This window comes from Actinomyces sp., assembly GCF_030530635.1.
In the GTDB taxonomy this organism is placed as follows: domain Bacteria; phylum Actinomycetota; class Actinomycetes; order Actinomycetales; family Actinomycetaceae; genus Actinomyces.
In genome coordinates, this window is record NZ_JAUMUL010000021.1 from 24,484 (window position 1) to 45,918 (window position 21,435).

General features: G+C 68.4%; 19 protein-coding genes and 1 tRNA gene. 15 read left to right on the forward strand and 5 right to left on the reverse strand.

From position 1 onward, the window contains the following. The 4 genes from Q4A20_RS06840 to Q4A20_RS06855 all read left to right on the forward strand — a co-directional run bounded on the left by Q4A20_RS06840 (position 1) and on the right by Q4A20_RS06855 (position 5,320). Positions 1-957, forward strand: coding sequence for a ketopantoate reductase family protein (locus Q4A20_RS06840; protein ID WP_303121635.1), 957 nt, complete (start codon positions 1-3; stop codon positions 955-957). Between the two features lie 120 nt (positions 958-1,077). Beyond that, on the forward strand, positions 1,078-3,237 hold the full coding sequence (gene der / locus Q4A20_RS06845) for a bifunctional cytidylate kinase/GTPase Der (RefSeq protein WP_303121637.1): 2,160 nt from the start codon (positions 1,078-1,080) through the stop codon (positions 3,235-3,237). 51 nt (positions 3,238-3,288) lie between these two features. Further along, positions 3,289-4,506, forward strand: a complete 1,218-nt coding sequence (locus Q4A20_RS06850; protein ID WP_303121639.1) for an MFS transporter — start codon at positions 3,289-3,291, stop codon at positions 4,504-4,506. Positions 4,507-4,621: 115 nt separating this feature from the next. Then, positions 4,622-5,320: a HEAT repeat domain-containing protein gene (locus tag Q4A20_RS06855; RefSeq protein WP_303121641.1), complete on the forward strand. Its 699-nt coding sequence runs from the start codon at positions 4,622-4,624 to the stop codon at positions 5,318-5,320. 229 nt (positions 5,321-5,549) lie between these two features. Here Q4A20_RS06855 and Q4A20_RS06860 read toward each other — a convergent pair whose 3' ends face one another. Then, a complete protein-coding gene (locus Q4A20_RS06860; RefSeq protein WP_303121643.1) occupies positions 5,550-6,152 on the reverse strand; it encodes a DNA-3-methyladenine glycosylase I in 603 nt (200 codons plus the stop codon). 34 nt (positions 6,153-6,186) lie between these two features. Between Q4A20_RS06860 and pgi the strand changes: the two genes are divergently transcribed. The 7 genes from pgi (at position 6,187) to Q4A20_RS06895 (ending at position 14,886) form a co-directional block, all read left to right on the forward strand. After that, entirely contained in the window at positions 6,187-7,851 is a 1,665-nt protein-coding gene (gene pgi, locus Q4A20_RS06865) for a glucose-6-phosphate isomerase (protein ID WP_303121645.1), read from the forward strand. Between the two features lie 27 nt (positions 7,852-7,878). Next, positions 7,879-9,078, forward strand: coding sequence for a molybdopterin-synthase adenylyltransferase MoeB (gene moeB, locus Q4A20_RS06870; RefSeq protein WP_303121647.1), 1,200 nt, complete (start codon positions 7,879-7,881; stop codon positions 9,076-9,078). A 158-nt stretch (positions 9,079-9,236) separates the two neighbouring features. Beyond that, positions 9,237-9,313 (forward strand) — tRNA-Pro (locus Q4A20_RS06875). 135 nt (positions 9,314-9,448) lie between these two features. Then, the gene (locus Q4A20_RS06880; protein WP_303121649.1) at positions 9,449-10,120 is read left to right on the forward strand and encodes a GyrI-like domain-containing protein; all 672 of its coding nucleotides are present in this window, start codon (positions 9,449-9,451) and stop codon (positions 10,118-10,120) included. A 122-nt stretch (positions 10,121-10,242) separates the two neighbouring features. After that, entirely contained in the window at positions 10,243-13,425 is a 3,183-nt protein-coding gene (gene lysX / locus Q4A20_RS06885) for a bifunctional lysylphosphatidylglycerol synthetase/lysine--tRNA ligase LysX (RefSeq protein WP_303121651.1), read from the forward strand. Next, positions 13,422-14,096 carry a DUF998 domain-containing protein gene (locus Q4A20_RS06890; RefSeq protein ID WP_303121653.1) on the forward strand — a complete coding sequence of 225 codons (675 nt, stop codon included), beginning with the start codon at positions 13,422-13,424 and terminating at the stop codon, positions 14,094-14,096. The genes lysX and Q4A20_RS06890 overlap by 4 nt, the downstream gene beginning before the upstream one ends. A 55-nt stretch (positions 14,097-14,151) precedes the next feature. Next, on the forward strand, positions 14,152-14,886 hold the full coding sequence (locus tag Q4A20_RS06895; protein WP_303121655.1) for an alpha/beta fold hydrolase: 735 nt from the start codon (positions 14,152-14,154) through the stop codon (positions 14,884-14,886). On the opposite strand, the gene Q4A20_RS06900 is transcribed toward Q4A20_RS06895, so the two are convergent. Beyond that, positions 14,883-15,632, reverse strand: coding sequence for an SDR family NAD(P)-dependent oxidoreductase (locus tag Q4A20_RS06900; protein WP_303121658.1), 750 nt, complete (start codon positions 15,630-15,632; stop codon positions 14,883-14,885). The genes Q4A20_RS06895 and Q4A20_RS06900 overlap by 4 nt on opposite strands. Positions 15,633-15,687: 55 nt before the next feature. Continuing rightward, the gene (locus Q4A20_RS06905; protein ID WP_303121660.1) at positions 15,688-15,867 is read right to left on the reverse strand and encodes a hypothetical protein; all 180 of its coding nucleotides are present in this window, start codon (positions 15,865-15,867) and stop codon (positions 15,688-15,690) included. Positions 15,868-16,120: 253 nt separating this feature from the next. Between Q4A20_RS06905 and Q4A20_RS06910 the strand changes: the two genes are divergently transcribed. The 4 genes from Q4A20_RS06910 (at position 16,121) to Q4A20_RS06925 (ending at position 19,757) form a co-directional block, all read left to right on the forward strand. After that, positions 16,121-16,666 carry a TetR/AcrR family transcriptional regulator gene (locus Q4A20_RS06910; RefSeq protein ID WP_303121671.1) on the forward strand — a complete coding sequence of 182 codons (546 nt, stop codon included), beginning with the start codon at positions 16,121-16,123 and terminating at the stop codon, positions 16,664-16,666. A 223-nt stretch (positions 16,667-16,889) separates the two neighbouring features. Then, on the forward strand, positions 16,890-17,861 hold the full coding sequence (bsh, locus tag Q4A20_RS06915) for a choloylglycine hydrolase (protein WP_303121662.1): 972 nt from the start codon (positions 16,890-16,892) through the stop codon (positions 17,859-17,861). 113 nt (positions 17,862-17,974) lie between these two features. Then, the gene (locus tag Q4A20_RS06920) at positions 17,975-18,829 is read left to right on the forward strand and encodes an HAD family hydrolase (protein WP_303121672.1); all 855 of its coding nucleotides are present in this window, start codon (positions 17,975-17,977) and stop codon (positions 18,827-18,829) included. A gap of 85 nt (positions 18,830-18,914) precedes the next feature. Beyond that, complete coding sequence (locus Q4A20_RS06925; RefSeq protein WP_303121664.1) at positions 18,915-19,757, forward strand: aldo/keto reductase; 843 nt, start codon at positions 18,915-18,917, stop codon at positions 19,755-19,757. A 44-nt stretch (positions 19,758-19,801) separates the two neighbouring features. On the opposite strand, the gene Q4A20_RS06930 is transcribed toward Q4A20_RS06925, so the two are convergent. Together Q4A20_RS06930 and Q4A20_RS06935 are read right to left on the reverse strand one after the other, a co-directional pair. After that, positions 19,802-20,878 carry an alpha/beta hydrolase gene (locus tag Q4A20_RS06930; protein WP_303121667.1) on the reverse strand — a complete coding sequence of 359 codons (1,077 nt, stop codon included), beginning with the start codon at positions 20,876-20,878 and terminating at the stop codon, positions 19,802-19,804. 14 nt (positions 20,879-20,892) lie between these two features. Beyond that, positions 20,893-21,327, reverse strand: coding sequence for an RNA-binding S4 domain-containing protein (locus tag Q4A20_RS06935; protein WP_303121674.1), 435 nt, complete (start codon positions 21,325-21,327; stop codon positions 20,893-20,895). Positions 21,328-21,435 lie beyond the last annotated feature (108 nt).

Here is a 21,435-nt window from a genome sequence, read left to right on the forward strand (position 1 = left end):
GTGCGCATCCTGATCATCGGGGCGGGAGTGATCGGCCTGAGCTACGGCTGGCTGCTCAGCCGAGACCACCAGGTGGTGGTCATGGCCCGCCCGCATCGTGCGGAGCAGCTGCGAGCCGGCGTGCAGCTGCGGCTGCACCGTGCCGGCGGACGCCATTGCAGGCAGCCACTGGTCGGCCGGTATCCTCCTGAGGTTGTCACCACGCCCGTGGACGCCGAGCTGACGCTCGTCACGGTGGACCGGCTCCACCTGCATGAGGTGATTCCGGCCGTCACACCACTTGCCGGGCGGACATCGCTACTGTTCATGCTCAACCACTGGGATATCGTCACTCAGCTACGGGAGTGTCTGCCGCGAGAGGACTACGTTCTCGGCTTCCCCGGCCAGATCGGCGGGGGACGCACCGACGCGGGCGGCGACTTGGGAATTGAGGCGACGCTCTACCGTAACGGCACACGCCTGGAAGCGGACACGCCTGCGAAACGCGGCGCGCTGGACACAGCCGTCTCCGCCCTGACGGCGGCCGGGCTGTCGGTCCGACGGGAGCGGGACATGGCCGGCTGGCTCGCCGTGCATTACCTGCAACAGTCCCTCACCCTCGGCCCGCTGTTGGAAGCGGGTGGCTACGACCGACTGTGCACCGACAGGGACGCCCTGCGACGCATGGTGTTGGCACTGCGCGAAGGAGTCGCCGTATGCCGGGCGCGGGGCATTGCCACCGGCCGGATACAACCTGCACCGCTGCTGCGTCTACCGGCGAGGATCGTCGCAGTGGGCCTGGGCCGCATGTTCGCTCAGGCCGACACCCGCCGCATGGTGTTGGCGCACTTGGCACACGGCCGTGAGGAGTGGCGGGCCGGCTTCTTTGAGGTGTTGGAGGCCGGCGAGCATTTCGGCGTGCCCATGCCGGTGTGGGACAGCTATGCGCCCCTGGTGGCCGGCGGAAGTACCCGATGACCGGCTGTGGGCGGACTCATCTGCTGCGGATCCGCGCCCAACCGGGTGATTGTGGGACGCTTACCCCTTGAAACCGACCGGGCTCGCCGGAGCCCGCGGGGTTGAACGTTGGAGGAGCACATGGGAATCGTCGTCGCCATTGACGGGCCGTCCGGGTCCGGCAAGTCCACGGTGTCCAAGCGGGTTGCCGCCGCGCTGGGGCTGGCCTACCTGGACACCGGCGCCATGTACCGGGCCGCCGCCTGGTGGTGCGAGCGCACCGGTATCGACTTCGACGACTCCGCGGCCGTCACCCACGCCGTGCAGGCCATGCCGTTGATAATGGGCCTGGACCCTGCGGCGCCCAGTGTCACCTGCGACGGCGTGGACATCGCCGACGCGATCCGTGAGCCGCACGTGTCCGCAGTGGTCTCCAAGATCGCCACCAACCTGGACGTGCGTGCAGAGATGGCCCGCCTGCAGCGCGACATCATCCGCGCCGAGGCCAGTGGCCTGGCAGGCTCCTTCTCCCACGGTGCCGGTGTCATCGCCGAGGGCCGGGACATCACCACTGTGGTCACCCCCGACGCCGATGTGCGCCTGCTGCTGACCGCCAGTGAGCAGGCCCGGCTGGAGCGCCGCGCCGCCGAACTGGATGCCGCCGGCAAGACCGTGGATGCCGCGGCTCTGCGCGACCAGGTGGTGCGCCGCGACCGCGACGACGCCACCGTCTCCCAGTTCCTCACTGCCCCCGAGGGCGTCACCGCGGTGGATACCTCCGATCTGACGCTGGAGGAGACCATTGCCCACGTCACCGAGCTGGTCGAGCAGGCGCGTGCCGAGGCCGCCGAGCGCGAGCGACTGGAGGAGGCCCGGGCCGAGGCCTTGCGGTCGGGTCTGGACGACTACGTGCTCGACGCCGACGACCAGGCGGTGCTCGCGGGGGAGGAGATCCCCAGCGCCCAGGAGGGGCTGGAGGCAGGATTGCCGGTCCTGGCCGTCATCGGCCGCCCCAACGTCGGCAAGTCGACGCTAGTTAATCGCGTGCTGGGGCGGCGCGCCGCCGTCGTGCAGGACGTGCCCGGCGTGACCCGCGACCGCGTCTCCTACCCGGCCGAATGGGCGGGCAAGCGCTTCACCATCGTCGACACCGGCGGCTGGGAGGTGGACGTGGCCGGGCTGGACGCCGCCGTCGCCGCGCAGGCCGAGGCCGCCGTGGACCTGGCCGACGCCGTGCTGCTGGTGGTGGATGCCCGCGTGGGCGTCACCGAGGCCGACGACCGGATCGTCAAGATGCTGCGCCGCTCCGGCAAGCCGGTGGTGCTGGCCGCCAACAAGGTCGACTCGCCCGTACAGGAGGGCGACGCCGCGGCGCTGTGGGCCCTGGGCCTGGGCGAGCCCTATGCCGTGTCCGCGCTGCACGGCCGCGGCAGCGGGGAGCTGCTCGATGCCGCCGTCGCCATCCTGCCGGAGGTGTCCGCGGTGGCCGGGCCGGAGCGCAGCGACGACCTGCACCGCATCGCCCTGGTGGGGCGCCCGAACGTCGGCAAGTCCTCCCTGCTCAACAAGCTCGCAGGCAACGAGCGGGTGGTGGTCAACGAGGTGGCCGGCACCACCCGTGACCCGGTGGATGAGGTCGTCGAGTTCGACGGCCGCCAGTGGGTGCTTGTGGACACCGCCGGTATCCGCCGCCGCATCCGGCAGGTGCGCGGCGCCGACTACTATGCGGTGCTACGCACCCAGGGGGCGGTGGAGAAGGCCGAGGTGGGGGTGGTACTCCTGGACGCCTCCGAGGCCATCACCGAGCAGGACATCCGCGTGATCCAGCAGGTGGTGGACGCCGGGCGCGCCCTGGTGATCGTCAACAACAAGTGGGACCTGGTTGATGAGGACCGTCGTAAGCAGCTGGCGTGGGAGGCGGAGCACGAGCTCGCCCATGTGGATTGGGCGCCGCGCATCAACCTCTCCGCCCGCACCGGCTGGCACACCAACCGGCTGGCGCGCGCCCTGGACACGGCCCTGGCCGGCTGGAACACGCGCGTGCCCACGGGACGACTGAACGCCTTCCTGGGGGAGTTGCAGTCGGCCAGCCCGCACCCGGTACGCGGTGGCAGGCAGCCGCGCATCCTGTTCGCCACCCAGGTGCAGGCGGCCCCGCCGCGTATCGTCGTCTTCACCACCGGCTTCCTGGACGCCGGCTACCGGCGCTTCATCGAGAACCGGCTGCGCGAGGAGTTCGGCTTCGTCGGCACCCCCATCCAGATCGGCGTGCGCGTGCGCGAACGCCGCCAGCGGCGCTGAAGGCGGCGGTTCTGGCCAGAAACCGGCGATAGGAGCGCGTAGGCTGAGACGGTGGAATCGCAGCGCACCGACTATCTGGCTTGGTTGTGCGCGGACACCTCCTGGCAGCTGGGCTCGGTGGTCGGCACCTTCGCGCTGACAATGGTCGCGCTGGACGTCACCGGGTCGACGGCGCAGGCGGGCCTGGTCTCGACGGTAGCCGGACTGGCGGCCGCGGCACTCTCCATCCCCGGTGGCATGGCAATGGATCGCGTGGATCGGCGCGGGGCCATCATTGCCTCCGGGATGCTGCGGGCCGTGCTCTATACCGCGGTCGCCCTCATGTGCGTGACCGGCAAGCTTTCACTCGGCCTCCTCGCCGTATGCGCCGCACTTGCGGGACTCATCACCGGTGTGTTCGGTACGGCGTCGGACGCCGCCCTGCCCAGCATCGTCTCCGGCGAGCGGCTGCCCGGCGCGCTGGCCGTGAACCGGGGACGGGACGGCGTCGTCAACATAATCGGGCAGCCGATTTCCGGGCTATTCCTGGCGGTGGGTTCCTGGGTGCCATTCGTGGCCTCGGTGGTCGGTGCGCTCGGTCAGGCCGTCGGCATCAGTCGCGTGCGGGCGGACCTGCACCCGCTTGCCGACGACGCCCACAGCGCGGCTTCACCAGCGCCGGAAGCCGCCGTGACCTGGCGGAGCCTGCTGCGCATACTCGCCCGACCGGCCGCTCTGGCCCTGGCATCTTCGGCCCTGCTGTCAAGCGTGGAGGTCTTGCTCCTGATAGACGGGTGGCAGATGTCCCTGCGCGTGGCCGGTGCCTCCACCGCCGCAGTGGGACTGCTGAACACGTTCCTGGCGGTGGGCGTGCTCCTCGGTGCGCTGCCCGCGTCGTGGATCATCGAACGCGTGCGGGCCGGCCGGATCATCGCCGTGGGATCGCTGCTGTGCACGCTCGTGGTGGTTCCCGTGCTCGTCCAACCGGAGCCTGCCGTCCAAGCGGTGACGCTGGCACTCGTCGGGCTGCCCACCGCGACCACGAGTGGCTGCACCTTCGGTTACATCCAGCACGTGGTGCCGAAAGCCGGACAGGGACGCGCCCTGGCGCTGGTGGGGCTGGTCATCGCCGCGATCTCGGCGGCCGTGCCGGTCACGGCCGGGGTGCTGCTCGAACTCGGCGGCCTGCGCCTATGCGTGTTGGTCGCCCTCGGCCTCGGGGCGGCGGCGACCGCTGTGGTTGTAGCGGTCACGCCCGCGAGACAGCTGGCGCGCGCCTCCGAGTGGTGAGGTCTTAGTCCGGGCGAGTGGTGCCGGGTGCCGGCCGGTACGCGGTGATCTCGGCGTCGGCATGAGTCTCGTTTCCTGGTTGTATCGCCATATCCGTCCGCTGTACGGTCGAGGCATGGTCGACACATCGCCGTGGCTGACTGAGCTCAAGGAGCTGGAGGCCGCCGACTGGCCCGCGTACCTGAACCAGCGCTCTGGGCTTCCCGGCCCCCGGGCGAACATCGAGTTGATCGCAGTGGTTGCGCGGGCCGCCGATCCAGGCACGATCGAAGAACTGCTCGCAGACGGCGGCGAGTACACCACTGCCTGTGCGGCCGCTGCGCTGGGCTACCGGGCGGCCGACGCGGCATTCGAGCGACGGGCGCGGGAGCTGGCCACCGACGAGCGCTGGCGCGTGCGCGAGGCTGTCACCATCGGCCTGCAACTACTGGGGGACTCCGACCCGCAAACGCTGTTCGCACTCATCCTGGCGTGGGCGGATGACACGGACTCGTTGGTACAACGCGTCGCCGCGGTGGCTATCTGCGAGCCCCGGTTGCTGCGTACCGCCGAGGCCGCTCGGATCGCCATCGACGTGTGCCGGCGCACCACCGATCACCTCATTGCGCTGCCGCCGCAGGACCGCAAGGCCCCGGCGGCGCGGATGCTGCGCAAGTCCCTCGGCTACTGCTGGAGCGTGGCCGTGGCGGCCGACCCCGGCGCGGGGCTCCCCGTATTCGCGGCGCTCGACGTCGGTGACCCGGACGTGGCCTGGATCGTCACCCAGAACCGCCGCAAGAAGCGCCTGTCCAAGCTCCTGGACACCCCAGGCTGACCCCGTAGTGGTGTTGCCTGGGCGGCTCGGCATGCCACCGGACCGGCGGTGTCAAGATTGATGACAAACGCCGGGGAAGCGCTCTTCTACGCCACTCGGCACCCGCATGGTTCCAACGTTTTGTGAAGCGCCTCGAGCGCTGCGGATTTCGTTTGTCATCGTTTTTGACAGCAAGAGCGCGGGACGAGCCACGGCGAGCCAGCGGATCACTGACTTCGTGAGGCGCTCCTCAGTTCCACACGCCGGAAGAGCCGCGCCGCCAGGAACCCACCAGGTGGGTGTCCACGATACCGATGGCCTCCATGAGCGCGAACGCCGTCGTCGGGCCGACGAACCGGAAGCCCAGGCGCTTGAGCCTACGGGCCAGCGCCTCGGACTCCGGTGAGCGCGTGGGCACCTCCGCCAGCGTGCGCGGGGCGGGGGTCGCCGTCGGCCGGTAGGACCACACCAGGCCCGCCAGGCCGTCGTCGACGTCGTCGGCGTCCCGCAGCGCCACAGTGGCCCGGGCATTGTTGATGGTGGCCAGGATCTTCGCCCGGTTGCGCACGATCCTGGCGTCGGCCAGCAGACGGGCCACGTCGTCGTCCCCGAAGGCGGCTACCGCCTCCGGCTGGAAGCTCGCGAAGGCCTCCCGGAAGGCGGGCCGCTTGACCAGGATCGTGCGCCAGGACAGGCCCGACTGGAAGGCCTCCAGGCTGAGCCGCTCGAACACGCCGCGCTCATCGCGCACGGGCATGCCCCACTCGGTGTCGTAGTAGTCGCGCAGCAGCGGGTCGCCGGCCGCCCACACCGGCCGCGCCAGCCCGTCCTCGCCGATCACCAGGTCGCCCATGCGGCAACCGTAGCGGACGGCCTAGACTGCTTCCATGTCGACAACACGTACACCGGTTGATCCCACCACCACGGCCGCCTGGAAGCGACTCACCGAGCTGCACCAGTCCATGGAGCCCGACCTGCGCGCCTGGTTCGCCCAGGACCCGCAGCGCGCCGAGCGCTACTCCTACGAGGTGGGCGACCTGTTCGTCGACCTGTCCAAGAACTTCCTGACCGACGAGGTCCGCGACGCCCTGGTGGAACTCGCCGAGGCCGTGGACGTGCCCGGCCGCCGCGACGCCATGTTCGCCGGCGAACACATCAACATCACCGAGGATCGCGCCGTCCTGCACACCGCTCTGCGCCGTCCCGCCGGCGACACCCTCATCGTGGACGGGCAGGACGTCGTAGCCGACGTGCACGAGGTTCTGGAGAAGATCTACGCCTTCGCCCGCCGCGTGCGCTCGGGGGAGTGGACCGGTGTGACCGGCAAGCCCATCAAGACGGTCGTCAACATCGGTATCGGCGGCAGCGACCTCGGCCCGGTCATGGTCTACGAGGCCCTGCGCCCCTACGTCCAGGAGGGTCTGGAGGCCCGCTTCATCTCCAACATCGACCCCAACGACTGCGCCGAGAAGGTCTCCGACCTGGACCCGGAGACCACCCTGTTCATCATCGCCTCCAAGACCTTCACCACCCTGGAGACCCTCACCAACGCCCGCATGGCCCGCACCTGGCTGCTGGAGGCACTGGCCGCGCGCGGTATCAGCACCGACGGCGCCGTCGCCAAACACTTCGTGGCCGTGTCCACCGCCCTGGACAAGGTGGAGGACTTCGGCATCGACCCGGCCAACGCCTTCGGCTTCTGGAACTGGGTGGGCGGGCGCTACTCGGTGGACTCCGCCGTCGGCACCGTGCTGGCCGTGGCCATCGGCCCGGAGAACTTCGCCGACTTCCTGTCCGGCTTCCACGCCGTCGACGAGCACTTCGCCACCAAGGCACCGGCGGAGAACGTACCCATGCTCATGGGCCTGCTGGGCGTCTGGTACGTGAACTTCTTCCAGGCCGCCTCCCACGCGGTGCTGCCCTACGCCCAGTACCTGCACCGCTTCCCGGCCTACCTCCAGCAGCTGACCATGGAGTCCAACGGCAAGTCCGTGCGCTGGGACGGCAGCCCGGTGGTGACCGACACCGGGGAGATCTTCTGGGGCGAGCCCGGCACCAACGGCCAGCACGCCTTCTTCCAGCTGCTGCACCAGGGCACCCGCCTGATCCCCGCCGACTTCATCACCGTGGCCAACCCGGCCCACCCGGTCAAGGACGGCGAGGCGGATGTGCACGAGCTGCTGCTGTCCAATTTCCTGGCCCAGACCGCCGCCCTCGCCTTCGGTAAGACCGCCGAGGAGGTGCGCGCCGAGGGCACCCCGGAGGCGATCGTCCCGGCCCGCGTGTTCAGCGGAAACCGGCCGACGACGTCGATCCTCGCCCCGGCCCTGACCCCCGCCGTGGTGGGGCAGCTGATTGCTCTGTACGAGCACATCACCTTCACCGAGGGAATCGTGTGGGGCATTGACTCCTTCGACCAGTGGGGCGTGGAACTCGGCAAGAAGCTGGCCCTGGAGATCGCCCCCGCGGTGCGCGGAGACGAGGCCGCCTACGCCGGCCAGGACGCCTCCACCCGGCAGCTGATCGACCGCTACCGCGGCCTGCGGCACTGACCGTCGCGCCACGGTTCTGGAAGCGTCATGACGCCGGTTGCGGGGGATACCTACCCCTCGCTGATCGACGACGCCCGCCTGCGCCCGCTCACCGCCGCCGAGCAGCAGCGCTACTCGCGCAACGCGCTCGTGCCTCAGGTGAGCGGGCGCGGCCAGCAGCGCATCCGCGCCGCCCGCATCCTGGTGGTAGGTGCCGGCGCCCTGGGATCGCCCGCCGTCCTGTACCTGGCCGCGGCCGGCGTCGGCATGCTCGGCATCATTGACGACGACGACGTCACCATCTCCAACCTGCAACGGCAGGTCCTGCACCCCACCGCCGCCGCGGGGCGGCCCAAGGTCGACTCCGCTCGGGAGGCCGTGGCCGCCCTGAACCCGGACATCGAGGTCATCACCCACAGGCAGGCCCTGACCAGCGCCAACGCCATGGAGTTGCTGCGCGGCTGGGACGTGGTGATCGACGGCACCGACAACTTCCCCACCCGCTACCTGCTCGGGGACGCCTGCGTGCTGCTGGGCGTCCCGCTCGTACACGGGGCGGTACTGCGCTTCGACGGCCAGGTCACCGTCTTTGACACCCGGCGCGGACCCTGCTACCGCTGCGTACACCCGAAACCGCCCGATGCGGGCGCGGTGCCCTCCTGCGCCGAGGCCGGGGTACTGGGGGTGCTGCCCGGGATCATCGGAGCGATACAGGCCGCGGAGGCGCTGAAGCTCGTGATCGGGGGAGCGCGCCCACTGATCGGGCGCATGCTGCTGGTCAACGCCTGGGAGGGGCACGGTGTGGAGTTGCCGATCAGGAAGAACCCCGACTGCCCGCTATGCGGCACCCAGCCAACCATCACCGGGCTGGTGGATTATGAGGCCCTGTGCGGCGCCCGGCCGTTGACGCCGATCACTCAAGCAGAGGAGAGCAACATGAACACGATCACCGCCGAAGGTCTGCGCGAGCGCATTGCCGCCGGGGAGCTGCCCGGGCAGGCCTACACGCTACTGGACGTGCGTGAGCCCCACGAGGTCGAACTGGAGGCGATCGACGGGGCGGTGCACATCCCGCTCGACCAGGTGGCCCGTCGCCTCGGAGAGTTGGATTCGAGCCGGGAACTGATCGTCTACTGCGCCGGCGGCGTGCGCTCCGCCCGCGCTATTGAGGCGCTGGAGCGGGCGGGGTACGCGGGCACCATGACGAACCTGGAAGGCGGCATCAACGCCTGGAATACCTCCGCCTGACCCGCCGAGGTCGGTAGATCTTACGTGCCGAGGTCGGTAGAAGTGGCTGCGATGGGCCTGCGGGAACGGTGAGCGGCGTCACCGCCCACGGATTTCGACGGCGGCGCTCGGATGAGCTATCGTCTTCCATGTTCCAAGCGGCGTCAGCCGTGCGGACGCGGGCTGTGGCGCAGCTTGGTAGCGCACTTGACTGGGGGTCAAGGGGTCGTGGGTTCAAATCCCGCCAGCCCGACCAATGCCCTGGAGAGATGTTACTCCGGGGCTTCGTGTTATTCACCGGCGGTAGTCGGTCGTCTCTCGACGGTGGACGTCGGCTGTACCGAGCGACAATCGTCGGACCAACCGAATGCAAGGGAGCAGCAGGTAAGACATGGCCTTCGACTACAAGAAGGAGTACAAGGACTTCTATACCCCGCCCAAACGGCCGGGTATCGTCACCATCCCCGCGATGAGCTTCATCGCCGTGCGGGGCAGGGGAGATCCGAATGCGGAGGACGGGGACTACCAGCGTGCGCTGAAGCTGCTCTACGCCATCGCCTTCACCATCAAGATGAGTCGTCGGTCCGGGCACCTGATGGACGGATACTTCGATTACGTCGTCCCGCCGCTGGAGGGATTCTGGTGGCAGCCCGGCGTCGACGGCGTCGACTACGCGCACAAGGAGCACTTTGAGTGGATCTCCGCGATCCGGGTGCCGGACTTCGTCACCGAGGCAGAGTTCGGCTGGGCGATTGAGGAGGCGACACACAAGAAGCGCACCGACTTCTCACCCGTCGAGTTCATGCGGCTCGAGGAGGGCTTGTGCGTGCAATGCCTGCACGTCGGACCCTACGACGACGAGCCCGCCACGATCGCGCTCATGCACGAGTTCGCGCGGTCTAAGGGCTATCGCCCTGACTTGTCCGACACCCGCCGTCATCACGAGATCTACCTGAGCGACGCCCGACGGGTCGCCCCCGAACGACTCAGGACTGTGATTCGCCATCTGCTCGCGCATTCCGCATCGACTCCGTCGACCGGCGGTGACCATGTCCTCCTGTAGAGGCAAGAAATTGTGATCCTATGTCCTGCGTGGGGATGATCCTGGCCGCGCCGTTCTTGTGAAGAATCTTCCGCTGTGCCCGCACGGGCGCCCACACAGACCAGAAGGAACGATCACCGACGATGCGGAAGTACGATCCCCTGTTCCCACGACTCCTGCCCAGACTCCTGTACGTTATCGCGATTCTCGCGCTGGCGGACAGCCTGCTGGGCACCACACCCGGGATTGGGCAGATCCTGGAGTTCATCTTCTTGTGGATCATTCCGCTTCCCTCCATCGACTGGCTGACGGCAGTCGTCATCCTGCTGCTGGCCGAGGGTATGGACAAGCGGAAACGATCCGCCTGGACGGCTCTGATCATCCTGACGGCGTTGATCGCCTTATTACACGCCGTTGTCCTGGCCACCGCCCTTCAGAACGAGGAGTTGGCGGACATGCGCGGCTTCCTGATGGTGAATGTGGCCACGCTGCTGTTGTTCCTCGCGCTGCTGGCGTCGTATCGCCGCTGCTACACGGTGCGTTCCCAGCCGGGCAACACCCGGCGCGCCCTGGCGATCTTCCTAGTCTCGGCGGGATCTGTCACGCTGGTCGCCATACTCCTCAAGTTCGCGATTTCCGGGGTGGGGCTGCAGCAGTTGAGCGAGTTGTTCTTCGGGGATGTGTCCCCCCGATGGCTGGTCAGCCTGCTCGGTTTTGGATGGGCGGTCAGCTTCCTCGCCGCCTTCTGGATGCTGTTGCGCTCCCAGAAGCAGATCGCGCAGATGTCCGTTGCGGAGGAGACCCGTGTGCGCACGTTGCTGGCTGAACATCCGGCGGACTCGCTGGGGTACTTCGCCACCCGCCGGGACAAGTCCGCGCTGCTGGTCGGCGACTCCGCCGTGGTTTACCGGGTGGCCAAGGGCGTGGCCCTGGCCTCCGGCGACCCCCTGGGGGATCCCTCCACCTGGTCGGCGGCCGCACGTGCCTTCACCCGCCGTGCCGCGGAATTCGGCTGGACTCCAGCCGTGATCGGGGTCTCCGAGGCGGGCGCCCGGGCATACGCCGATGCCGGCCTGCGGGCGCTGCACATTGGGGACGAGGCCGTGCTCGACTTCGCACGCGCACGGATCGATGACATGCCCGAGGTACGCCGGCCGGTTCGTCGCCTCAAGGAACTCGGGTACACGGTACGGATACGCCGGCATCGCACGATCCCCGCCGACGAGCTAGCGGCCCTGGCCCGCCTCGCACAGGACTGGCTGGGAGGTGAGACGGAGCGCGGCTTCTCCATGGCGCTCGGCCGCCTGGGCGACCCGTCCGACGGCGAGTGCGTGATGGTGGAGGCGCTCTTCCCTTCTGGCGATGAGCGCGGCAGAATCGCCGCCCTGCTGTCCTTCGCCCCCTGGGGATCGGATGGCCTGAGCCTGGATGTGATGAGACGCCACCCAGACGCAGACAATGGTGTCACTGAGCTCATGGTCGCCTCCCTCATGGCAGACGGCGTGGAACTCGGTGTCACCCGAGCATCACTCAACTTCGCGGTCTTCCGCTCGGCGTTCGTCGAGGGTGAGAGGATCGGTGCCGGCCCCGTTCGGCGTCTGTGGCGCCGACTGCTGCTGCTCGCCTCCCACTGGTGGCAGCTGGAGTCGCTCTACCGGTCCAATGCGAAATACAACCCCGACTGGTTCCCACGGATGATCTGTTACCCAGACGGTGGAGACCTGGCCCGCGTGGCCTTCGCCATGGGAGTCGCGGAGGGATTCGTGTCCCCTCCCGCATGGTTGTCATCGACCACCGGCATTCAGCAGCCGCGCCGCGACGACGAGGCGTCGGCACGCTTGGCGGCCATCAGCATGGGTTCGGCTAAAACCGCTCCGGCCAGCCGCCACGTCAAGCAGTTCGCCTCCCGTCTGGCATCCCGTGAAGCGATGCTCGCCATGGGCCTGGACCCCTACCCGCCGTCAGTTGACGTCACTGCCTCCTGCCTCGACGCCGCAGGCCCGTGCTGTGTGGCCGGCCGCGTCTTGGCGATACGCGATCACGGCGGCGTCGTCTTCGCGGATCTGCGGGACCGCAGCGGCGACCTGCAGATTCTGCTTGAACGCTCGGCGGCCGGTGCCGACGGCGTAGCCCGGTTCCGGCAACTTGTGCGCGCAGGCGACCAGGTGGTCGTCTCCGGTACGGTGGGGACCTCGCGCACCGGCACACGCAGCCTGTTGACGTCCAGCTGGTCCGTGACCTCCAAGGCGCTGCGGCCCCTGCCGGACAAGCACCGGGGTATCCGCGACCCCGAGACCCGGGTGCGGCAGCGTCACCTGGCACTGATTGTCGACCCGAAGGAGCGTGCGATGGTGACGGCCCGGTCCACCGCCATCCAGGCGGTCCGCCGGGAGCTACTGGACCGCGACTACCTGGAGGTGGAGACGCCCATACTCCAGCCCGTGCACGGGGGCGCGAATGCGCGTCCGTTCAAGACACATATCAACGCCTACGATCTGGACCTGTACCTGCGCATCGCCCCGGAGCTGTACCTCAAGCGTCTTATGGTCGGCGGCATGGAGCGGGTATTCGAAATCGGCCGCAACTTCCGCAATGAGGGCGCAGATGCGACGCACAACCCCGAGTTCACCATGCTGGAGGCCTACCAGGCCCACGCCGATTACGGCGTCATGAAGGATGTGGCACGCGATCTGATCGTGTCGGCGGCCCGGGCCGCGCTCGGAACCACGGTGGTGCGCGGACAAGTGGGGGGCGTTGAGCATGAGATCGACCTGGCAGCGCCTTGGCGGACTGTGAGCGTGTGCCAGGCCGTCAGTGAGGGCCTGTGTGAGGAGGTCGGACCCGACACTCCCGTCGAGTCGCTGCGCCGGCACGCCGACGCCATCGGGATGCCCTACGATCCACGTTGGGGCTGGGGAACGATGATGCAGGAGTTGTACGAGCACCTGGCCGAATCCACCACCGTCACCCCGACCTTCTTCACCGACTTCCCCGCGGAGACCTCGCCATTGACCAGGCCCCACCGCGAGGACGCCCGGCTGGCCGAGCGCTGGGACCTGATCGTGTTCGGCGCCGAGGTGGGCACCGCATACTCCGAGCTGGTTGATCCGGTGATTCAACGTGAACGCCTGACCGCCCAGTCCCTGGCCGCCGCCGGAGGCGATCCCGAGGCCATGGAGCTGGATGAGGCCTTCCTGGCGGCACTGGAGCAGGGAATGCCGCCCTCGGGCGGGCTGGGCATGGGTCTGGACCGGTTGGTCATGATGCTCACCGGCGCATCGATCCGCGAGACGATCGCCTTCCCACTGGTTAGGCCCGAACGGTGAGCCCGCACCGGCTCAGGGGGGTGCTGGCGGTACTGGCGCTGGTCACCTACAACAGCTGGCTGGCGTGGCGGCTGAACGGCGATCCGGGAGTCCTGTCCGGCTACCTGTCCGAACTGGCGGCGCAGGACCAGCCTTACCAGTGGTTCTTCCGCCTCGGCGACTTGGCGGCCGCCGTCGTCTTCGCCGTCATCGCCGCGCTGGGACGACGCGGTTGGAGCCGATGGCTCGGTCGCCGTGCCCCGCAGGTGGCGGCGGTGCTGGCCCTGGTGGCCGTCGGCACGGCCCTGGATACCCTGTTCAACCTGCCTTGCGCGGAGAGCCGGGATCCGGTATGCGCGGAAACTCCCAGCCTGGTCAGGCACCTGCATGAGGCGGCCTCGGTGCTCGTGTCGGTCGCGCTGGTCGCACTCATAGCCCTGGTGGCACTGGGAATGGCGGAGCGGGACGGCTGGACTGGGCGAGCACGGGCAGCGGTCGGCTTCGCCGTCGTCATCGGGGCGCTGCTTATATTCAGCGCGGCGGCACCGGCGCTGGCACCGGGAACGCAGGGCTGGGTGCAGATCCTTCAGGTACTGGCGTGCTCGGCGTGGATGGCGCTGTTGGCATGGCGGCTCGAAGATGAGGGCCAGAAACGGGAGGAGGACGATGGCAGACGATCCGCGATTCGCTGAGACGCGTTGCCCGAGCGGACACACAGTCCGGGTGCGGGATGGATCCGGGCCGGCCGTGGTGTTCCTGAATGGTTGTGGGCTGTCCGCCGCCGGATGGGATGAGGTGGCTGCCTCTCTGGAGGGAAGACGGGTGATCACCCTAGACCGCCCCGGGCACAACGGCACCAGGGCTGCGGGGCCGCCGTCACTTGTGGATGAGACCCGCCTTCTCGCGGAGTTGCTGGACGCGGAGGCGACCCCGGTGGTTGTGGTGGCGCACTCCATGGCCTCCTTCCAGGCGGAGGCGATCGCCCGTCTGCGGCCCGGACGTGTGGTCGGGGTGGTGCTGGTTGACCCGTCGGTGCCGCCGCCTTGCGCCCGGTTCTCCGCAGCGGTAGGGGCGTTGGCAGGTCTCGCAGCGCGAATGGTGCGGCTGGGACCGGTACGTGATGTAGTCGGCTGGATGCTGCGGGCGGGCATGCGGTCCCAGACGGTACGGCCGCAGGCAATCGACTCCCCCCGGTGGCGTCCCCTTTGGAGCAGCGAGCAGGCTCTGGCTGCCGCGGCGGCCGAGTGGCTGTCCTACCGCGACCAGGCCGCCCAGTTGTTGGTTCTGCGCGCCAGGCAGAAGGCGCCGGCACCCGCCCGAGTCGCCGTTCTGGAGGCGCCGCCGTTCAACGGTGCGGCGGCGGTTGTGAGCGTGCTCTCGGCCTTCCGCACCTCACGCATACGGCGCGTGTCCGGTTCCCGGCACCTGATGATGCTGGACGCGCCACAGGTGATCGTGGAGGAGATCGAGCGACTGTCCTAGCCCAGCGGGGTCCCGGTCGCATGCTCCAGTTCGGCCAGCAGCTGCTCCTGGAAATCGACGTGGGTGGCACGCCGGTCTGGCTCCTGAGTGTGTTGGTGGTGCCAGTAGGCGCTTATGTGGGTGCGTGGGTCCTCACCGAGGGCCAGCCAGGTCTGGGTATGGTGCCCGGCCTCCAGGTCGTCCGGTGCCCCGGCGCCACCCATGCGGGTGGGCACCCAGCCGGGGTCGACGGCGTTGGCCCATGTGCCCGGACGGAGCCGGCCCACCGCGGCGGCCAGCGCCGTCACCAGCAGTTTGGAGTCCGAGTACGACACCGTCGGCCGCGTGCCCGTCCAGTCGACTCCTGCCAGGCGGGTGGTGTTGAGCCGGGCACCGCGGTGCATGCTGGAGGAGAGGTACACGTGGCGCTGTGCGGGCACTAGGGCGGTGAGCAGGTAGGGGGCGGTCACGTTGACGGCCAGCACCAGGGCCTCGTCCATGGTGCCGGCATTGTGGACGACGGCGTCCACACCTCCCAGAGCGGCTACCTGCTCGGCCACCTCCCGCACCTGCGTCTGCTCCGCCAGGTCCCCGACGACGCCGGACACCTCCATTCCCAGGGATCGGCCGACGGCGTCGAGCTGCTCGGGGCGGCGCACATGCGCCACTACCTGCGCCCCGGCATCCAGCAGGTCTGTCAGGGTGCCGAGGCCCAGCCCCTGGCTCGTTCCGGTCACCAGCACACGTGTCACTGCGGTGTTCTCCATTCTCCTTGCTATACTTGACGGTAACGTTACCGCATCATGGTCGGGGGAGCGGCGGTCATGAACGATCGTGGCCGGCTGCCGACTTGACGCCGGCGGGCCGCGTCATGAGGTGAAGCTCCGCCGGCGCCGCCGAGCCCAGGTGCATGAAGGCGTGCATGCCGTAGCCGTAGAGCATCGCCTGGTAGAAGGCCGAGCGCCCGCGGGTGCGGTAACCGTCCACGGAGGCCGCCGCCATCAACACCCCATGAGACTCAGCGCAACATACGCCTGGTCGCGCGACATGCCCCGCGTGCGTACGTCCTCGGGCAGGAGTGGCAGTGAACGCATGAAGGGGTGAGTGCGGCCGGGCATGGTGGCGTACTCCTCCAGGTCGTGGACCAGCCAGCAAAGCGGGGGGCGACCACGGGGCGGCCCCGCGAGCCGGCGCCGCTCGGCGCGCGAACGCGGGCCGCGGCGGACGGCCGCGCGACACCGCGCTGGACGAACGCATCCTGCGAGAGACCTTTGCTCTATTGACCGAGGTGGGTCTGCACGGGCTGCGCATCGACGCGGTAGCCGCGCGCGCGGGCGTCCCCAAGTCCACGATCTACCGGCGCTGGCACTCCCTGACCGAGGTCGCCGTCGACGCCGTCGACGCCGCCCTCGGGCCGCGGGAGTTCCCGGCGGGTAAGGACCCACTGGCCGACCTCGCTCGCGTCATCGCCCACACCTGGCGACTGCTCATGCGCCCGCCCCTGACGACGGCGCTGCCCGGCCTGGGTGTGGAGCTCGCCGGGCACCCCCGGGCGGCCGCCGCCTACCGGGAGCGCGTGATCGCACCCCTGCGAGACGGGGCGATTGCCGCCGTCGCCCGCGCGGTGGACGCCGGAGCGTGGCACGGGCCGGACCCGGAGACCTCCGTGGACATGCTGGTGGGCACCTTCCTTTACCGGCTGACCTACCTCGGTCAGACCCCGGACCTGGACGAGGTGTTTCGCGTGGCGGAGCTGATTGCCGGACGGGAGCTGCCCCGACCCGATGTGGCTTGGGTTTAGGCATCGGAGGCGGTACGTAGGCTAACGAGCCGTATTGCACCGCTTTTACGCCCCGGAAAACCGCAGACTAATTTCATTGTTTTCCCAGATAAGGCGCCCGTCGTATCGAATTGGTGAAATCTCCCACGCACATGTGAGTGACGTACTAAATTGTCTCCCAGTTGACCGGCCGGCACCGTCCAGTCAATACAACGTCAGCACTCACAGATGAAAAGAGGCCGCCATGTGCACGGGAATCAGGTTCACGGACAGTGAAGGCAATATGTACTTCGGGCGCAACCTGGACTGGAGCACCTCCTACGGCGAGCGCATCGTCGTCGTCCCCTCGGGCTTCATGATCCGCTCGGCGTTCGGCGAGGATGCTCCGGCCGCGCACGCGACGATCGGCATGGGCATCGTCTTCGAGGACTACCCACTGTACTTCGACTGCGGCAACGATGCGGGCCTGGCCGTTGCCGGGCTGAACTTCCCGGGCTATGCCTGCTATCAGGACGGCCCCGTGGCCGGCAGGACCAATGTGGCCGCCTACGAGTTCCCACTGTGGATCGCCGCCAACTTCACCAGCGTCGACGAGGTGGAGGCGGCCTTGGCGGAAACCGCCATCGTGGCCAAGCCGGTCAGCGATAACCTCGGTGTCTCGCTGCTGCACTGGATCATTGGGGACGGCACGCGCAGCATCGTGGTGGAGTACATGAAGGACGGCATGCACATCCACCACGACCTGGTAGACACGCTGGCCAATCAGCCCGCGTTCGACTGGCATATGGAGAACCTGCGCACCTTCATCACCGCTACCGGCGATCTGCCGGACTCCGCCAGCTGGCGCGACGCCACCCTTTCTCCTTTCGGCTCCGGAGCGGGCATGCGGGGAATTCCGGGCGACTATTACTCGCCGTCGCGATTCGCCAAGGCGGCATTCCTTAACGCCCATTATCCGGTCAAGGACAATGAGGTTGAGAACGTCTCCCGTATGTTCCACACGCTCGGTAACGTATCCATGGTGGATGGGGCCGCCCTCATGTCCGACGGCGCCTACGAGCGAACGCTCTACACCGGCTGCTTCTCCGCCCGGACCGGCACCTACTACTACTCCACCTATGACGACCCGGCGCTGCGGTGCGTAAGCCTGGCCGACTGCGCGGGCGCCGAGGCGACCCACCTACTGGAGCCGGAGCCGGTGGTGTGGCGGCCGTAGGGCGGAGTCGAAGCTCCCCCAGGCGCTTCAAGGCGCGCGCTGCGTCCGCAACATCGCGGAGGCGACGCGCGCCGTCGTCGTCTGGAACAATCGCCGCCGTGACAAGCTCCGCCATGCCCGTCCCCGGTAATGCCCGTCCGACTCTGCCGTCAGCGCCCGTAGACCTACGCCTGGTTGTCTCAGACATGGACGGCACCCTGCTCGACGGCGACGGCCTGCTACCGGCCGGCTTTGCCGATACGGTGGCGCGCCTGCGCGCGCACGGGGTGCTGTTCGCCCCCGCCTCCGGACGACAACTGGCCAACCTACGCGCCGTACTCGGCGAGGCGGTGGCACACTCACCGATCATCGCCGAGAACGGCACGCTGGTGGTACAGGACCAGCAGGTCATCCACTGCGAGACGATCAGTGTGGATGACACGATCGCCGCCATCGACACCGCCCGCGACCTGCGCATCGACGGCTACGACGTCGGCGCCGTCCTGGCTGGCGTCGACTGCGCCTACATCGACCGTCAGGACCCGCCATTCCTGGAGGAGGTATCCCGCTACTACCGGGAACTGGAGGTGGTGGACGACCTGCTGGCCGTGCCACTGGACCGAACCCTGAAGGTCGCCGTCTACGACTTCGGCGACGTCGAGGCCGGCAGCTCGCAGGCGCTCAAGGCCGCGGTGCCGAGTGTGCAAGCCGTGGTTTCCGGTGAGCACTGGACCGACCTCATGCCCCCGACGGCCTCCAAGGGCCGGGCCCTGGCCGCCCTGCAGGAACGCGCCGGTATCACCCCGGCGCAGACCGCAGTCTTCGGCGACTACCTCAATGACCTGGACATGTATGACCGCGCCGAGCTGTCCTTCGCCATGGCCAACGCCCACCCCGGCATCCACGCCGTCGCCCGCTGGACCGCACCGGCGAACACCGAGGCCGGCGTGATGCGTACCGTGGAGGCCCTGCTGGACCGGCTGAGCTGAGTGTCGCAGGCGAAAATCCGCAGAGTTCACGTCCAACGGGCGCAGGGGGACTGCTCCACGCGTAGGCTCGCAACAGGAGGTAATCATGACCGAGAACACAGCTACCGCCCTCAGTCTGCCCGCCATTGGCCTGGGCACCTACAAGTTGCGGGGAGCGGCCGGGGCGGCCGCGGTAACCGATGCGATTGCCACCGGCTACCGGCTCGTTGATACGGCATTCTCATACGAGAACGAGGGCAGCGTGGCCCGCGGCGTGGCGCACGCGATCGAGCAGGGCGCCGCTCGACGGGAGGAGATAGTCATCACCTCCAAGGTGCCCGGAAGGCACTACGGTCACGACGAGGCGATCGCCGCCGTCGAGGAGTCCATGGCGCGCATGAGCCCGATCGGTGTCATCGACCTGTACCTGATCCATTGGCCCAACCCGGCGCAGGACCGTTATGTGGAGACCTGGGCGGGCCTGGTTCAGGCGCGCGAACGCGGCCTGGTACGTCATATCGGCGTGTCCAACTTCCTGCCCGAGTACATCGAGCGCCTAGAGCGAGAAGTGGGGGTACTCCCGGAAGTGAACCAGATCGAGAGCCATCCCTACTTCCCCAACTCCGAGCAGGTCTCCTACAACACCGAACGGGGCATTCTCACCGAGGCATGGAGCCCTCTCGGCCGTGGACAGGACGTACTGACCGACCCGGTTGTGTTGGAAGTCGCCGAAGCACACGCAATCACTGCGGCACAGGCGGTCCTGGCCTGGCATGTGGATAGAGGAGTTCATCCGATCCCCAAGTCCGCGACTCCTGCACGACAGCGGGAGAACCTGGCGGCGGCCTCGGTGCGCTTGGACGCTGCGGCGGTCGAGGCGATCAGCGCCCTGGGCCGTCCGGACGGCAGGCTCTTCGACGGCGATCCCCGCACCCACGAGGAGATGTGAACAACCGCGATCGTCTTTGGGACGCCGCGCCGGGCACCCCCACGCTAACGGGGTGAGCGCAGCGCCCGGCCCAGCGCCGCAACGGCATCGCCACGGAAGCCACGCATGGCCGCGGACCAGGTGCAGTAGTCGGCGCCGTGATACATGCCGGGTTCCACGTGCAGTTGCGCGCGCACCCCGGCTGCGCGCAGGCGCTCGGCGTAAGTGCGGTTCTCATCCAAGAACAGGTCGAGATCTCCGACGCCGATCCAGGTATCCGGTAGTCCCGATAGGTCGCTCCTTCGGGCAGGCACCGCCCAGCGGGCCGCAGTCGGCACCGTCCCGCCATCAGCTGCCGACTCGGGCATGGTGGTGGCGGGACGAGCCAGGTAGGCCCCCCAACTCTCGGCGTTGCGGCGCGCCGTCCACACGAACTCCCCGCGTCCGGGGATCTCCACGCCGCCCGCACCGGTGCGGTCGTCCAGCATCGGGTAGATCAGCATCTGGAAGGCTACCGGGATTTCTTCGTCCAGGGCGCGCTGCGCAAGTGCAGCGGCCAGGCCCCCTCCAGCGCTGGCACCGCCGACGGCGATGCGATCAGGATCAATGCTCAAGCTCTCAGTCTGCTTCCGCAACCAACGCAGGACGGTGGTGGCGTCGTCGAGAGCCGCGGGGTAGGGGTGGGCCGGGGCCAGCCGGTAATCCACGGACACAACTAAGATGCCCAGTTCCCGGGCGATCCGGGAGCAGAACAGATGATCCTGGGAGGGACTTCCACCTACAAAGCCACCCCCGTGTAACCAGACCAGGGCTCCTGAGGGCAAAGACTTGGGGCGGGTGGCATCGGCATAGACCCACACCGGCACCTTAACGCCGTCCCAGACGGCAGTGGAGCGGTGTCCCAGACCTGTGGGGAACACCCGGTTGGGTAACCGGATGGACAGCAGCGAGGAGAAGTCCTCAGGCAGATCAACCGGTTCACCGGCCTGTCCACGCCCGATCACGAGTAACGGCGCCCGCAGCTCGTGGGCAACGCGTTCCAGCCCCGGACCGAGCTCTCGGCGTCGTACAGCCAGCGCACCCACGGCGCTGAGGGCTGCGACTGCGGCGGCTCCCAGCATGGCCCGTCCCGATCGTGACATACGCGCGGCCCCTCTCAGTCCTCATCGAGCAGGTGCTCAATGTCCACGGTGGAGCCCCGAGTCGCACGCAAGGCGTCGAGCTGGCGGCGCTCCTTCTTAGTGGGGCGCCCGGCACCGCGTTCCCGGATGATGGCCGCCGGTGCATCCAGTGGAGTCGGCCGCGGGGGAGAGAAGTCGGTGTAGGCCTCGCGGGCGATCGGCGCGCCGACCCGCTTGATCAGGATGCGTTGTACTCGCAATAGCCGATCAAATCCCTGCACGCGATAGCGGATCTCGTCGCCGATCTTCACATGCTGGGACGGTTTGGCGGTCTCCCCGTTGATGCGGACATGTCCGGCGCGGCAGGCGGCGGTTGCGGCGGAGCGGGACTTGACCTGGCGCACACTCCACAACCACACATCCACGCGCGCCGACGCCGGATCATTGGCGCCGGGCGCACCCCGGTCGATGCTGCCATCCGCTCGGGCAACCTGCCTTTCTGCCACGTGTTTCATCCTAGATGATGGACGTTGTCCTCCTACCGCTACTTCTACCGACCTCGGCACGTGACTTCTACC

Bases quoted from the DNA above. Each gene is read 5' to 3' on its own strand.
- der (WP_303121637.1), top strand. From the start codon at position 1,078: ATGGGAATCGTCGTCGCCATTGACGGGCCGTCCGGGTCCGGCAAGTCC.
- Q4A20_RS06855 (WP_303121641.1), top strand. From the start codon at position 4,622: ATGGTCGACACATCGCCGTGGCTGACTGAGCTCAAGGAGCTGGAGGCC.
- Q4A20_RS06860 (WP_303121643.1), bottom strand. From the start codon at position 6,152: ATGGGCGACCTGGTGATCGGCGAGGACGGGCTGGCGCGGCCGGTGTGG.
- pgi (WP_303121645.1), top strand. From the start codon at position 6,187: ATGTCGACAACACGTACACCGGTTGATCCCACCACCACGGCCGCCTGG.
- moeB (WP_303121647.1), top strand. From the start codon at position 7,879: ATGACGCCGGTTGCGGGGGATACCTACCCCTCGCTGATCGACGACGCC.
- Q4A20_RS06880 (WP_303121649.1), top strand. From the start codon at position 9,449: ATGGCCTTCGACTACAAGAAGGAGTACAAGGACTTCTATACCCCGCCC.
- lysX (WP_303121651.1), top strand. From the start codon at position 10,243: ATGCGGAAGTACGATCCCCTGTTCCCACGACTCCTGCCCAGACTCCTG.
- Q4A20_RS06900 (WP_303121658.1), bottom strand. From the start codon at position 15,632: ATGGAGAACACCGCAGTGACACGTGTGCTGGTGACCGGAACGAGCCAG.
- Q4A20_RS06905 (WP_303121660.1), bottom strand. From the start codon at position 15,867: ATGGCGGCGGCCTCCGTGGACGGTTACCGCACCCGCGGGCGCTCGGCC.
- bsh (WP_303121662.1), top strand. From the start codon at position 16,890: ATGTGCACGGGAATCAGGTTCACGGACAGTGAAGGCAATATGTACTTC.
- Q4A20_RS06920 (WP_303121672.1), top strand. From the start codon at position 17,975: ATGCCCGTCCCCGGTAATGCCCGTCCGACTCTGCCGTCAGCGCCCGTA.
- Q4A20_RS06925 (WP_303121664.1), top strand. From the start codon at position 18,915: ATGACCGAGAACACAGCTACCGCCCTCAGTCTGCCCGCCATTGGCCTG.
- Q4A20_RS06930 (WP_303121667.1), bottom strand. From the start codon at position 20,878: ATGTCACGATCGGGACGGGCCATGCTGGGAGCCGCCGCAGTCGCAGCC.